12 protein-coding genes are annotated in these 15,413 nt (G+C 40.0%); 5 read left to right on the top strand and 7 right to left on the bottom strand.

Annotated features, from left to right (window positions below; translation table 11 throughout):
* Window position 1 precedes the first annotated feature (1 nt).
* From pstC to M2135_RS03355, 7 genes are all read right to left on the bottom strand, one after another.
* Window positions 2–1,210 (bottom strand): phosphate ABC transporter permease subunit PstC, encoded by a 1,209-nt coding sequence (gene pstC / locus M2135_RS03385; protein ID WP_280747190.1) that lies wholly within the window; start codon window positions 1,208–1,210, stop codon window positions 2–4.
* Complete coding sequence (locus tag M2135_RS03380; protein ID WP_280747189.1) at window positions 1,207–2,022, bottom strand: PstS family phosphate ABC transporter substrate-binding protein; 816 nt, start codon at window positions 2,020–2,022, stop codon at window positions 1,207–1,209. The genes pstC and M2135_RS03380 overlap by 4 nt, the downstream gene beginning before the upstream one ends.
* Window positions 2,023–2,180: 158 nt before the next feature.
* The gene (locus M2135_RS03375; protein ID WP_280747188.1) at window positions 2,181–3,425 is read right to left on the bottom strand and encodes a hypothetical protein; all 1,245 of its coding nucleotides are present in this window, start codon (window positions 3,423–3,425) and stop codon (window positions 2,181–2,183) included.
* 35 nt (window positions 3,426–3,460) lie between these two features.
* Window positions 3,461–6,232 carry a TonB-dependent receptor gene (locus M2135_RS03370; protein ID WP_280747187.1) on the bottom strand — a complete coding sequence of 924 codons (2,772 nt, stop codon included), beginning with the start codon at window positions 6,230–6,232 and terminating at the stop codon, window positions 3,461–3,463.
* Entirely contained in the window at window positions 6,177–7,391 is a 1,215-nt protein-coding gene (locus tag M2135_RS03365; RefSeq protein ID WP_280747186.1) for a hypothetical protein, read from the bottom strand. The genes M2135_RS03370 and M2135_RS03365 overlap by 56 nt, the downstream gene beginning before the upstream one ends.
* Before the next feature lie 206 nt (window positions 7,392–7,597).
* Complete coding sequence (locus M2135_RS03360; protein WP_280747185.1) at window positions 7,598–8,449, bottom strand: hypothetical protein; 852 nt, start codon at window positions 8,447–8,449, stop codon at window positions 7,598–7,600.
* A 254-nt stretch (window positions 8,450–8,703) separates the two neighbouring features.
* Window positions 8,704–9,972 (bottom strand): hypothetical protein, encoded by a 1,269-nt coding sequence (locus M2135_RS03355; RefSeq protein ID WP_280747184.1) that lies wholly within the window; start codon window positions 9,970–9,972, stop codon window positions 8,704–8,706.
* A gap of 732 nt (window positions 9,973–10,704) precedes the next feature.
* On the opposite strand from M2135_RS03355, the gene frr reads away from it, so the two are divergent.
* The 5 genes from frr (at window position 10,705) to M2135_RS03330 (ending at window position 15,400) form a co-directional block, all read left to right on the top strand.
* Entirely contained in the window at window positions 10,705–11,265 is a 561-nt protein-coding gene (frr, locus tag M2135_RS03350; protein WP_280747183.1) for a ribosome recycling factor, read from the top strand.
* Window positions 11,266–11,358: 93 nt separating this feature from the next.
* On the top strand, window positions 11,359–12,291 hold the full coding sequence (rsgA, locus tag M2135_RS03345) for a ribosome small subunit-dependent GTPase A (protein ID WP_280747182.1): 933 nt from the start codon (window positions 11,359–11,361) through the stop codon (window positions 12,289–12,291).
* A gap of 163 nt (window positions 12,292–12,454) precedes the next feature.
* Window positions 12,455–13,846, top strand: a complete 1,392-nt coding sequence (locus M2135_RS03340; RefSeq protein WP_280747181.1) for a DUF6242 domain-containing protein — start codon at window positions 12,455–12,457, stop codon at window positions 13,844–13,846.
* A gap of 94 nt (window positions 13,847–13,940) precedes the next feature.
* The gene (locus M2135_RS03335) at window positions 13,941–14,645 is read left to right on the top strand and encodes a DUF6089 family protein (protein WP_348537103.1); all 705 of its coding nucleotides are present in this window, start codon (window positions 13,941–13,943) and stop codon (window positions 14,643–14,645) included.
* An 11-nt stretch (window positions 14,646–14,656) separates the two neighbouring features.
* Window positions 14,657–15,400 carry an isoprenyl transferase gene (locus M2135_RS03330; protein WP_280747179.1) on the top strand — a complete coding sequence of 248 codons (744 nt, stop codon included), beginning with the start codon at window positions 14,657–14,659 and terminating at the stop codon, window positions 15,398–15,400.
* Window positions 15,401–15,413 lie beyond the last annotated feature (13 nt).

Genomic DNA, 15,413 nt, shown 5'->3' with positions numbered 1-15,413 from the left:
ATCAGATTCCTTTATTATGTTGACGCTTTGAAATAATTTCTGCCGATGCGCTGATGAGCATCGTTATGACGAACAGAATACATCCCAATAGGAATAATGATTGATAATGTGCCCCACCAGCTGGTGCTTCGCCCAATTCGGCGGCAATAGTTGCCGGAATGGTTCTCACAGGCTGAAAAAGGGAATGAGGTATCACAGCTGCATTTCCGGTAACCATCAATACTGCCATTGTTTCTCCAATAGCTCTTCCTATACCCAACACTACTGCTGCCATAATTCCGGAAGAAGCATAAGGAACAATAACCCTGTATATCGTTTGCCAATGGGTAGCTCCCAGTGCCAAACTAGATTCGCGCATTGCTCTAGGCGTTCGTCTCATAGCATCTTCGGCAATGGTAATGATCGTTGGTAATGCCATAATAGCCAGTATCAGACTACCGGCAAAAGCCGTTTCTCCTACAGGAAGATGAAGTGTTTTCTGAATAAGGGGAACCAATACAACCAATCCGAAGAATCCATATACCACCGACGGAATCCCTGCCAATAGTTCAATGGTGGGTTTAAGTAATTTGCGCATACGTGTTCCTGCCAGTTCCGATAAATAGATAGCAACCCCCAGTCCTAAAGGTAATGCAATCAGTATTGCAAAGAAACTCACCCATAATGTACCCATAATAAGGGGGCATACACCAAATAGAGGAGAAGGCGTAGCTGTCGGCAACCATTCCTTGCCTTTGAAAAAATCGGTCATACGGATATTTCCCGGTATTAATATTTTAACCGCAGTGTTTCCCATCGGTAGATATTGTTCCGGTATATAAGCAATGATATCCGGATTTTGGGCAATGACTTCGCCTAATTTTTCAGGAAGAAGTTCATAATCTTTCCCGAACTCTTCTTCCGGATACATAGAAAATATATCATCGAAACGAAATACTGAGATTTCCTTTTCGCTGCCTCCCACTTCATTCCATGTTGTTATTTCACCATCGAATATTTTCTTGATTTGTTCGGGAATCAGTATTTCAATAGGATTGGATGCTTGAACACAAAGGACATATCCTTTTTCCACAGAAGGACTATGAAATAAACCCAAACCTTCTTTGAACAAAAAGATAATAATAAGTAAAATAGCAAGGCTGGTAATGCTTCCACTAAAGGTAAGCATTACCTTCACCATGCACTCTATGAGAAGTCTGAACTGCTTCATTTTACGGTAATAAATCCTATTTCGGAAACAATGTTCTGTCCTTTACTGGATAGTATAAAATCAATAAAAGGTTTTACTCTACCTTCTGTTGCTGTATCGTAATAGTAGTACAAAGGGCGAACAATCGGATAAGTTTCGTTCTTTGCATTAGCAACTGTTGGTGCAATATATGTTTTACCTCCATCATACGATACATGAATTGCTTTCACATCTTTATTCAGGTAGGCCAATCCAACATAACCGATAGCGCCTTTCGTCTGGCTTATTGACTGGATAATGGCTCCCGTTGCGAGCATACTCATAATACCGGTCATGTAGTTCTTCTTTTTTAACACGCTTTCCTTGAAAAATTCATATGTCCCGGAAGAGGTTTCACGAGAATAGGAGACAATAGGCATATCAGCACCTCCGACTTCTTTCCAATTCTTAATTTTTCCGGTAAATATGCTTTCCAATTGTTCACGGGTGAGGTTGGTTACTTTGTTAGAGGGGTGTACGACTATAGCCAGCGCATCATAAGCGGCAATGACTTCTTTTACTGTTTTCCCTTTTCCTTTCAGTTTATTTTTTTCATCGAATTTGATTTTTCGGGAGAGTTGAGCCAACTCTGTTGTGCCTTCAAGTAGAGCAGTTATACCGACACCGCTTCCGCCACCGGTTACGGTAACCGCATAAGACGGCATTACTTTCATGAACTCTTCAGCTGCTTTTTGCGACAAGGGGAGCATAGTGTCAGAGCCTTTGATACGTTGCGCTTGCGCGCTGAATAAAGCAGCGATTAAAATAACTGTTGTTAAAATTATCTTTTTCATTTTTCTAGTTTGATTTCTAATGAATTACACAACAAATGTATGGTGGTAAAATTACGGGCAACCGACTATATTGTTACGATTCTGTTAAGATTTTGCTTCATCATGTGCTCCCTATACGATATGAAGCAACATGATGAAAGCATATTAGATTCTACTGTTTATTTTCTTGTCCAACCCGCAGTCCAGTCATTATTTGCCGGAACGGCTCCTTTATATTCCGCTTTGGTAAAGAATTTGTCGGCCGATAAATCTTTTCCACCTTCTACCGTTCCTAGATAGCCACTGGAGAAATTGATCGTTTGATTGATACCATTTCCTGTTTTGCTATCTAATGCCAGGTCGGATATGCTTTCATAAGAAAATGTCTTGTTGGTCCATAGATATTCTATAGAAGAAGTTCCGTTCAGGAAACTTTGTTCGGTTTCGGCTGTGGCCACAGTTACGGGGCTTGGTTTGCCAACAACTAACGTATTATAGATATTTACGGCAGTTCCGGCACGCAGACGGATACCTCTTTTTTGCTTATTGCTGTCGTTGTTGCCCACCAATGTCAGGTTTGCGAGTGTAGGACATGATTGGGGTGTATTTCCAAAATTATCTTCACGATTGTCTGCTTCTATCAGGCAGTCGCCATTTGCCGTACCATCTTCTCCCGGAGCAGTCTGATCTTGTATAGCAACCCAGAATTGTCCTTTCCCTACCCAGCCGTCTGTCCAGTCAAAAGAATCGTCTTCACTGTGGGTAGAAACCAAGTATTTTCCGTTTACAGTTCCTCCAAACCATTCGAAACCATCGTCGGATCCTTTATATACTTGAACATACTCGATGTTCGTACCACTTCCGACTCCATACATGGTCAATCCGTTGGACTCTTTGGTTTCACTAAATGCAAAACCGGTATATTCCAAACGAACATAACGCATGATACCGGAGTTATCGGTTGGGTTTGCACCTCCAAAGGTTGCATCTCCGATTTCGGATTTACCAGTTCCTCCTGAGAGATTAATCGGAGCATTACCACAAATATGAACACCTCCCCACGAGCCAGATTGTTGGCGGGTAGATGTCATTACAATCGGTTTTTCTTTTGTCCCTTCAGCGTGTATTTTCCCACCTTGTTCAATGATGATGTAATCGGGTTGTCCGTCGATACTGCGGGTTGCATTAATCGTTACACCCGGTTCGATGATAAGATCACCACCGGCTTTTACCTGATAACCACCAATAAGTTCATAGGTCTTACCGCTTTTCAAGATTTTCTCACTAGTTAGTTCACCTTTCAACATGAATTCTTGCGGATCGGTTATATCGTCCGATTCATTGTCATCATCGCAAGCGGCAAACACATTCAACATACTTGTCATAATCAGTGCATAACTGATTCTCTTAAAATACTTGTTCATAATCATACTCTTTAAAAATGGATTTTTTTCTATTATTAAAAATCGATGGAAAAGCTGATACCGACATCTATTCCTTTACGGTAATACTCTATCGTTTCTTTTTTACCATCTTTTATCTTTTGTGTAAATTTGTGTTCCGGATTCAATAGATTCTTCGCTTGTAATTGCAATTTCATCCCATCGGAAAAATGATAAGAAGCAACAAAATCGAGAGAATGTACTGTTTCTTCCATTACGTTACTCACCCCGTTGATGCCCACCGAACTGATGCGAGAACCTTGCAAGTTGTAAATACCGGAAAGAGACAATGTCCGGTCTTCACTGAATTTGGGTGAATAATTCAGATCGAGATTCAATAAATAGGGCGAAGCTCCCTGCAATTGTCTTGTTTTATCTGTATACAGTCCCTTTTCAGGTAAAGAAATCTGAGTATAAATGTAAGAAGCATTAAAATCGACTTTCAGATTCTTTGTCAACTGCTTACGCACTTCCATCTCAGCCCCGAACACCGTTCCTTTATCCACATTCCGGAAACTTTGAATGAGTGAACCGGAGTATTGCTGAACGCGCTCAATGGGTGTTTCAAGGTGTTTGTAGTAAACGCCCAAAGAATACATATCACCGAATCCGTGAAAAAGTTCATACCGGAGATCGAAATTATAGTTATATCCGTTTTTTATCTCTTCATATCCCCGGATAGCTGCCCCACCGTATGATTCCTTATATTCGAAAGGAGCCATTTCAAGAAAAGAGGGACGGGTAACCGTGCGGGAAGCTCCTACACGAAAATTGCTGTTTGGCCTGATATTATATTTGAGGTTCAATGCAGGGAATAAATCATTTGTTGTCAGTTCTGCCCGTTTCTCTTCGGCTGCATCTGTCCAGTACCTGACCCACTGATTGAAGTGTTCATAACGCAAACCCAAAGAAACCAGCAGCTTCGAAACCGGATAATATTCCATATCAACAAAAGCGGCATAGACATCCGATCCCGCATAATATTTATTCCGCGGCAGAGAGTTTTTGCTGACGGTTATCATTGCGTTGGAGATATTCTCGTAATTAAGATAACTGTCCGTATCATATATGTCTTTTATCTGGGGAGAGATATTTTTCAGATTGTAATAGAAGTTGGTAGAATAGAAGTCACGTGATTTATTTCGTATGGCAGCACCCACACGTACAAAATTGGGACGTTTTTCGCTACCCGGTAACATGTATTTCAGTTTCAAGTCTGCATTCCACTCGTCTTCAGACAACTCACCAAAGTAACGCATCGTTTCCTGCTGATTAAGTTTGAAAAGAGAAAGAGAACCGTTCTCGTTGCGAGTGAACATCACCTGGCGGCGATCCGGTTCCTGGCTTGTGGTATGTCCATAGGATGTCTGCCAGTCGGTAAACAATTTATCGCGAAGCAGTTCATGCTTCCCCGTCAATTGGTTATTAAAAAGAAAATAAGCATGATACACACTATTGCTTCCAACCAGATCAATCCCTTCCGCATCGGTTCCTTCCCGACGCGTATAGCTGTCTTCCGTATTGTTAATGAGCATAATGTTATAAGATAAACGGTCAGTTCTTCGGAGTGTATACCCGATTTGTCCTAATAGGGTTGTTGTTGTTTCATACGTATATTTATTGTAGTCGTATTGATCACGGATAATTCCCTGAGCGTTGACAGTAGAGATATAAGCGTCTTTATACCAGGTATAATCATTCTTGAAACCTACAGCTAGCAATAGACTCAGTTTCTGATTCCTAATATTCCATGTTTTGCCTATACCCAAATCCAATCCAAGGGAAGGATAGATCTTACCTTTGTCGATAGAAAAACCGGTCTGAAAAGGATTGTTCGTGCGTTGCCAATTCTCAAATTCATCGGCAGTCATATTTTTTATGTTTCTGTCTAAACTGAGCCCATTGCTTATTCCTAAAAACGGAATGCTTGCCCCTGTTTTATCGGAGGAATAGAAATCAGTGAACAGAGTATTTGTCTTTCCTCCAGCCGAAATACTGAATGTAAAATAATCTTTACCAATATTTTCTTTAGTATCTACATTGATATGTGCACCCGAATAGTCACCGGATACAGAAGCCTGATATACTTTACTGACGGATATATTCTTGACGATTGAAGTAGGGAATAAAGTCAGTGGAATCAGTTTATTATCCGGATTGGGCGATGCAATAGGAAATCCATTGAGTGAGGTCATACTGTATCGGTCGCCCAGTCCTCGGACATAGACTTTGCTGTTACCTTCCATAGATATTCCTGTTACTTTTTTTATCCCATCAGCGACTGTGGAGAGTCCTTTGACAGACATCTCCTTGGCACCCAGATTTTCGACGGCTACAGTTGCCTGCTGGCGTTCTACCATTAATGTCTTCTCCGCTTCCATATCTTTTCGTGCGACAACCATAACCTCCTGAAGTTCCTGCGCCGACTCTTTCATATCTATATCAAGTATGGCGGGAACACCTTCCTTAATTTCGACTTTTGTAACTTCTATTGTTGCATACGAAATATAAGAAGCGACCACCGTATATACTCCCACCGGCAAAGACATATTATAATTTCCGTCTAAGTCGCTGGTAGTCCCTTTATTGGGAATTTCCTTTATCATCACAGTTACCCCTATCAGTGTCTCCTGTGTTCGTGCATCAATGGTTTTTCCTTGCAAGATCCCATTTTGAGCCCAAAGAACATTCTGAGAAGCGAATAGAAAAATGAATAATAAAAGAAGGGTCTTCTTAAAATTTATACTGTAACCTAAGTGTGAACACATCGTCTTTTCGATCCTTTTCATAACCTGAAATGTTTTTCGTTTTTTCATTTTTATTTATTTCATAGTATGCCTGTAAACGAAGGTTTGCATTTATATTCCAAAGCATCCCAAGTCCAAGCGTATTCTGTGCGATATCACCTTTTGTCGTATGGTTAAGTCCGATTTCATGGTCTACTATTTTTGTGTTGGGATCATACCAATCGTATTTCAAAACTGCGGTAAATGGCAGTCTGCCTAAGTCTTGTATGAGTATCACATACCCACCGGCAAAATCACGGATATAAGTATCATATCTGGGTAATGAAGAACTATTAGGGCTTTTACTTCCTGAATCTTTGCCGGGTTGTGTGCCAAAAAGATATTCGGTTCTTATTGCTGTTATGCCCCATATACTTTCTATATCAAACTGCAGGTCAAAGCCTATATATTCGCGTTTAGCAAATTTCCCTACATTATCGGCACTATTAATAAGAATAAAGGAATTTCCGTTCATGGAATAAACATTCTCCGTTCCCTGATACACACTTCCGTTATAGTAAGACAGGCCGCCGCTCAATTGCAGATTATTCCACTTTTTATCGGCAGATAAGTGCCCGATAAAATCTTTTCGGCTATCGATTTCCTGTTTAATTCCGTTTCCGGCAAATAATCCGGCTTCCAGCTTGATGAAGTTTAATGGAGAATCTTTCCCCGCTTGTAGTGCGATCATCGCTCCCAAGTCACGTTCATCAGGGAAAAGCGTTTGAAAGATCGTAGAACGTTCGGGCGATTCGCGGCGCGAAGAAGAATAACCGATCTCATATCCGAACGGACGATCGAAGACTCCAGCTTTGAGTGAATTTGACTTCAACCAGGGATCCTTAATATTCAGATAAACATCTTTGAACCCGAGACCTTTTTCTGTTAGATCTAACTGAAAAACGCCAGAGGTAATGCCTTTTTCATAAACAAATTTGATGCGCCCACGACGAATACCGATACGGTTAAATGATTCGTTGAGATTTTCGTTTGCCGATCCGACTTTAAGCGATGCATGCTCTTCTCCCCTCTGATATTGGGTTTGAATGTAGCCGGACACTTTAAGCCGTTGAAGCTTTTGTATTGATTCAGGTTGCTCTTGCGCGATTCCATGGCTTAATAAACATAGCCAACTTAATACTGCAATAATACTTTTCTTCATTCATCGTTTTCTTAGGATTCCGATGCAAAAGTATTTTCATGAAATTACAAGATACCAACCATTTTGTTACGAAAAAAATAAGAAGCCCAACAATAAGTAAGAATAAACTATTTGATAAAATTCAAAACAGTTTCTAAGATAAGTGTCAAAAAAAAGAAGGCATCCGTTTAAAGATGCCTTCTTGCCTGTTCTTAATTGTTCAGGAATCAGTTTTTAGACTCTCCTGTAATAGTGATTGTAGTACCTGAAAGTTCTAATGCGACAGTACTTTTCGTGATATGGATCAGGTAGTAAACACCTTCACCTTTTACATCTACAGCCAATACTTCATCGTAAGTCTTTGAAGCATCAATAGCAGAGACACCAGAATACTGTTCGATATCCGTCCCGTTGTCTACGGCATCTTTCAGTTGTTCTTTTGTTTCGATTTCACTCCAGTCTTCAGCACTTAATTTAACCAGCTTAGTTTCGTTGTCTGTTTTGATGATAGCCGCTGTAGCCGTATTAGAGGTCCATGCCAAACCAAATTGCTCCAATCCGGTTGCATTAGCCCCACCAATTCTTTTCCATTCGAAATCTTCAGCTTCAGACAGATACTCAACTTCTGGTTCTGGCTCTGTTATTTCATGTTTAAATGTCATCTCTTTACTTGCTGTATCGCCATTTTTGACAACAGCTACGATTTTTATCGACTGTAATTCATTGATGTATTCTTTGATACCAGCAGTCGTTTGGTCGAAATGGAAGGTATACTTTCCTTTTTTTGATCCGCTTACTTCAGTTAATTTTTTTTCAGTCGCAATTTCTGCGCTGTTTGTTTGATTATCTTTGACATAAACAGATGTCACAAGGATCGACTCGATCTCTGCACCTGAAGGAGCTGTAATAGAACCGGTGATAGCACCTGGCAACTCTCCGTCGGTAATAGTCATTGTCGGATTATCAAATGTGATTGTTGCGGCGCCAATTCGTACTTCATCTTCATCTTTATCGGAGCAATTTGTAAAGAAAGGAATGATCGCTAAAAGCATTAATAAAACTCTAAAATTTTTCTTCATGACTTGAATTTTAATAGTAAATAATTTGAATAAAAACGGTACGCAAAGATATAACAATTAACAACAGAAATAGATGCGAAATCTTTTGTAAAAAAACATTTGTAAAACTTATACTATCTATATGATTGATTATTAATTTAATGCATGATTATGTTTTTGAGTTTTGAGATTGTATGGTTAGTAAAACACATCCAAAAAGGCTGTATCATTTTACATTTTGACACAGCCTTTTTCAAAGCAAAAACGATCAATTTTTATTTCTTTATCACCTGGGTCGTAGATGGAACACGGAACAAGCAACCGACCCAATCGTCATAGAATTGCACCGGGATATTAGTTGTTCCTCCATCCCACCAGACATACACCTGTTTTAGATTCGGACAATCGGTTGCGTCAAAATGCTCCAGATCCCGACAGTTACTAATGTTCAGTTCCTGCACGGCAGTATTATTGCAAAAAAGTCGCTTCAACTTGGTCAGTTTATTCACATTCAATTCGGAAATAAGTGTATTGCCACATTCAAAATATTGCAGATAAGACAACTGATCAACCGCTAACCTGGATACATTCGTATTTGAACAGGTCAACAGTGTTAAATCCACTGCCTGGGCTACATCCAATTCGGAAATAGGGGTATTGGAACACATCAATGTTTGTAGTTTAGTCAGATTTCCAACCTCTAATATTGAAACCTGAGTGTCAGTAATATCAATCAATTCCAGATTCGTCAACCCCTTGACATCTAACTCCGAAATAGACGTATTGTCGCAATAAAGGGTTTGAAGTTGTGTTAAATGACTGACATTTAATTCGGTGATTTTTGTGTTCCCTATTCTTAATTTTTCAAGTTTACTTAAACCGCTTAAATCAATGGAGGATAGATTGGTATATGCGCAAAAGAGAAGTTCCAGATTCGGGAAATAGATTATATCGTCCAATGATTCAAGATACTTATTGTTGTTTAAATTAATAGACGTGATCCTCTTTGCGTTAGCCCGCGTTAACTGACCATCTTTTACATAAGCTGTACTTAATAAATATTGTCGGAATCCTTTATCTGTAATAAAGGGCAAAATGTCCTCATTGTCTTCATTGTCCTCTTCGTTTGGATCTTGTAAAACAATACCTTCTTTTGTTTTTCCCATTTGTAATAGTGAAGTCTCATACAGGGAGTTCACAGCAGTAAGCTGCATCCGGGCAGAACGATCTCTTCCCGTGTAATTGAGGGCAAGTGTAAATGTGATCGTGTGCATACCTGCTGCTCCTCTTTTTTTATCAACCGTCACCCAGTCGGGCAACGCCCCATCGGTGTTTTTTAAGAGTTCTAATTCCCAATTACCGGTGGCTTCGAATCGTAAGGTTGTCACAGTGTTATCGGCATAAACCATTAGGTTATCCTCGATATTGATGATTTCACCTCCGTTAGGAGTCTCCACCGCTGGATCGTCACTATTACTACAGGAGGCACAAAGGCCGCAAATAAAAAAAAGAAAACATGCGAATCGTAGAATGGTTGTATTCATATTTGTTCTATTGGTAAAATTATAGAAATTATGGAGTTACAGATTAACAATAAAACAAAGTTAGTAAAATATTTTATAAAGGCATTAAAAACTCCAACGCGTACATTTAATTCAAAATATCATTTTGTAAACCGACAGCAGAATAAAGCAAATTGTCATTTTACCCCCTTCGACATTCATCTATTTGGGAGATCATACAGGTCTGTTCGAAAAAAACGCACGGATTTAGGGCTTATTTTTGAATGATACTTTGAATATCATGTTTTATACTCTGTTTTTTCGGTATGCAAAAATGACGGTTCTAGAGAAAAAAACAGGTTTCGACACCGCTCTTCTTAAATGTTCTCGATCACCTCTAAGACTCATCGTAATGATTTTTTAAATCTTCTGCATAACTCTCCTATGTTATCTGCATAACTTGTAGCTGTCATGCAAATAAATTTCCGGAACACCCGGTATATCTCCTCAAAAACACCCCGTTTTTTGTCTAAAAAGCTGAAAATAGCACTCTGGTTGACTAAAAATAGACAAAATGCGAGTTAGCAGAAAGTGTTATTTCATTTATTTATGTCATAAATAATTCTATTTTAATATTAAAATGTCAGGACTAATTGGCCGTAAATTGATCGCCCTGTATTTTAATGATTTGCCGAGATCAATTCACAATTTGCTTTGTTCAAAAACTTTATTACTTTTGTTAATCAATAGAGAACAACACAAAAAGCGAATTATATGGTTGATACGAAACAGTTTATAAAAACTGCGGAAGAGAAAATGGCATACGCGATTGAGTATTTAGACGAACAATTATCGCGTATCCGTGCAGGAAAAGCAAATCCGAAAATTCTTGACGGGATTAAAGTCTCCTATTACGGCAGTATGACACCGTTGACCAATGTGGCATCAATCAATACGCCGGATGCGAAAACCATCATTATCACTCCTTGGGAAAAACCGTTGATCAAGGATATTGAAAAGGCGATATTAGATTCAGATGTCGGTATTACGCCCGAAAATAACGGAGAGATTATCCGGTTAGGGATCCCTCCGTTGACCGAAGATCGTCGTCGGCAATTAGCCAAACAATCCAAACAAGAGGCAGAGAATGCCAAGATCAGTGTACGAAATGCCCGCAGGGAAGCGATTGAGGTACTGAAAAAAAGTATCAAAGAGGGTGTTCCGGAAGATGTAGAGAAAGATGCTGAGGCTGAAGTGCAGAAAATTCACGATAAGTACATCAAAAAGATCGATGAACTGTATGCGGCTAAAGAGAAAGAGATAATGACAGTTTAAATCAATGGATAATTGACAATGGAGAATGGAGAATGAATAGACTGTAGTATAGTCTTGCATTATCCATTGTTCATTGTCCATTATCAATTTTATATGAGGGGTCTTGTTGTTAAAAATACCGGAAGCTGGTATACTGTCCGCACAGACGACGGACAGCTTGTCGAAAGTAAAATAAAAGGAAATTTCCGGTTAAGGGATATTCGGAGTACCAATCCGGTAGCTGTTGGAGACCGGGTTCTTATCGATTTAAACAAAGAAGGAACAGCTTTTATTTCAGAGATAGAAGAACGTAAGAATTACATTATCCGTCGTGCGTCCAACCTCTCCAAGCAGTCGCACATCATTGCTGCAAACCTGGATCAGGCGATGTTGATCATAACGGTTAACTATCCTATTACAACGACTATTTTTATCGATCGCTTCCTGGCCACAGCAGAAGCGTATCAGGTTCCGGTAAAAATTATTTTTAATAAGACAGACCGGTATAACGATAAAGATAAAGAACGCCTGAATGTATTAACCAAACTATACACATCGATCGGTTATCCCTGTTCAAATCTATGTGCGCGTACAGGCGAGGGTTTAGACGCACTGAGAAGTGAATTAAAAGATCGTATCACCCTGTTATCCGGCCATTCCGGAGTTGGAAAATCAACAATCATTAATCAATTGGTTCCGGGTCTTGATCTGAAAACAGGCCTGATCTCAGAGTATCACAATAAAGGGATGCATACGACCACCTTTTCTGAAATGATCGAATTGCCTGACGGGGGTTATATTATTGATACTCCCGGAATCAAAGGTTTCGGTACGATAGAGATGGAAGGCGCAGAAATTGCACACTATTTCCCGGAAATATTCCGGGTCTCTTCCAATTGCCGTTTTAATAATTGCACCCATTGTCGCGAGCCGGGATGTGCCGTGCAGACAGCCGTACAGGAAGGTGTTATCAATGAATCCCGCTATAAAAGTTATCTGAATATCCTGCAGGATAAAGCAGGGGGCAAATACCGGGAAGAGTATTGATCCGCCCGGATCATGATCATTTGTTCTTGTTGTATTTCTCGAAAACAGCGAAAATGAAGCTGTTAATCACCCTAAAATATTATAAATATTGCTTGTAATTAGGGATAAAGCCAAAAATGTTTCTACTTTTGTGCGTTAATATGCGACAAACTTATGTGATGTGATGAGAAATAAATTATTATTATTTGTTGGCGGATGTATCGCATTCTTTTTATCATCTTGTCTGGGGAGCGACGAGATTGTTGAATATGAGGTTCCCAAAAATTGCCAGATTACAGCTTTTGTACTAAAAAGTGATTCTGTATTAATCAGTCCTTCATTAGACTCTGTTAAATTCTACATTGACCAGTTGTACGGGGAGATCTACAACAAAGACTCGTTGCCGTATGGAACAAAAATAGGTAATCTTTTTGCTGAGATAACGTTCAATAAGTATGCGGTTCAGAATGTTGAAATCATTCAAGCAGACGGAGATACGGTTTACTGGACCAGTTCGACCGATACGATCGACATTTCTAAGCCATTGAAAATTAACATGCGTGCTTTTGACGGTGTCTCTTCTAAAACCTACAAGGCGTGGGTCAATATCCATACGGTTGTTCCTGATTCTATGGAATGGCGTTTGGAAGCTGAGGGGATTGTAAATGGTGTTTCATTTAAAGAACAACAAGTCGTTTCGCGTACCTATAATGAAACGGATGGTTATTTCATGTATATCGATCCGGTGAGTACGGATCAATACCAGTTGCATTGGGCGTCTGCTGCCGATCTTTCGAAATGGGAAGAACTACCGCTTACCGGATTGCCTACTGAAGGTTTGGTATTGAACCAATTGAGGGAATATGAAGGGTTTTATTACCTCTCTTCTACAGACGGGATATTGTATCGTTCGGCGAACGGTCAGGATTGGGATGTTGTAGAAAGTGCTCCTGGCGTAAAATATCTGTTGGGTACTGTAAAAGAGGGAGTGCGGCAACCAGCTGTTTTAGCAACCATTGTCGAAGATACGGATCACTTCTATTTTGCATCCATGAATAAATCTATGGAATGGACGATCGGTGAAGAGATACCGTCGGATTTTCCATTGACCGGATTCGGGTCAGAGGGTTATTCGGCCATGTATTATAACTATCTGATGGTTATAGCCGGACGGGATCAAAACGAACGTTTGCTCAACAGCGCATGGAGCACCATGGATGGTGTTTCCTGGGCAAAACTCACGGACGACAGGATAACTTATTTTGAAACAAAAGAGGGTGTAATGCTAACCTCCTACGATGATAAACTATTTATGATCGGAGGTATAAACGATAAAAATAAACCGACAAAAGAAATCCATACCTCGATCGATCGTGGAGTCACTTGGGATGTGGTCGATACGTTAGTTGTGCTACCGGAATCCTATCAGGCAAGAGGATTTTCGTCTTTACTGGTAGATAAAGACCAGTATTTGATGATCTTTGGTGGTAAAACCGGTCGGGAAGCAGATGAACTGAATGAGATCTGGCGCGGACGAATTAATCGATTGGGATTTAAATCGGATAATGAAGAATAAACACTTCCTCCTGAACGAATTGAGGAGGAAATGATATAATTTTATGAGGATTTTGACGTTAGAAAAAGAGGTGTCGCATAATAACAATATGAAAATGACTTCAACTTTTTTTCAACGTTTACTTTTTATCGTCCTAATTGTAGGTATAACTCCTGCGCTGCGAGCACAGGAATATAAATATGAAATAGGTGGAATGGGCGGTGGCGCTTTTTATATGGGGGATCTGAATAAAGGGACTCCGTTTAAAGGGCTTAATCCGGCACTTGGAGGTGTTTTTCGTTATAATGCCAATCTTCGGTGGGCGCTGAAAGCCGACTTGATGTGGGCAAAAGTATCGGGCAATACAGATGGCTTAACCAATGTATTCCCAGAGAACGCACAGGTATCATTCGATCGTAACGTGATAGAAATAGGCGCACAAGGTGAATTCAATTTTTTCCCTTATAGCGACCAGTTTTCATATATGGGAAGCAAAAGAATAACCCCTTATGCGCTGTTAGGAGCAGGAGTTTCTATGGCAACAGGAAGTGGAGATTCTTTCGTTAGTCCACATTTGTCGATAGGGGCAGGTGTAAAATATAAAATTAAAAACCGATTGAATCTGGGATGTGAATTCTCGTTTCGAAAGCTGTTGGGAGACGGTCTGGAAGGCGATGAACGATTGAAAGACCCTTATGAGATCGGAACAAATGCATTTAAGAATAATGACTGGTATTCCTGTTTGATGTTTTCTGTTACCTGGGATTTCGGCCCTTGTAACAAAGCATGTAATAATATTAATAGTATAACAGGATATTAGAGTTATATACTATGACTTTAGAAGAACAGATAGACAAAGACCGCTTACCGCAACATGTTGCAGTGATCATGGATGGAAACGGACGTTGGGCAAAATCCCAGGGGAAGGATCGAAGTTATGGTCATCAGGAAGGCGTTGCCGCTGTTCGTAAAGTCATTAACGCGGCGTCGGTTATCGGCTTGAAGTATTTGACCATGTATACCTTCTCGCTGGAAAACTGGAAACGTCCCGAAGAGGAGATAGAGGCCTTAATGACCTTATTGGTTACGGCTATTCAGGGAGAAACCCCTGACCTGATGAAAAAAAATGTGCGTCTGAAAGCGATCGGTGATCTATCCCGTTTGCCGGAAAGCGCCTATCAGGCATTAATGGCCTGTATCCATGAGACTTCAGCCAATACGGGTACTACACTGATTTTAGCGCTTAGTTATTCGTCGCGCTGGGAGATTGTGGAAGCTATCAAAACCTTAGCTGTTGAACTAACAGAGAAAAAATTAAACCCCAACGATATAACCGAAGCTATGGTTTCGGACCACCTGACGACCACAGGTTTTCCTGATCCTGATCTGTTGATCCGGACAGGAGGAGAAAAGCGTATCAGTAACTTCCTGCTTTGGCAACTATCGTATGCCGAACTGTATTTTACCGATACCTATTGGCCGGATTTTAGAGATGAGGAGTTATATAAGGCTATATTGTATTATCAGCAACGGGAGCGCCGTTTTGGTAAGACAAGCGAGCAATTAATTTTATAAACATAGCTGTTAT

This window comes from Parabacteroides sp. PF5-9 (assembly GCF_029893105.1).
Classification (GTDB): domain Bacteria; phylum Bacteroidota; class Bacteroidia; order Bacteroidales; family Tannerellaceae; genus JARXWG01.
This window is presented reverse-complemented; position numbering and strand designations above follow the sequence as displayed.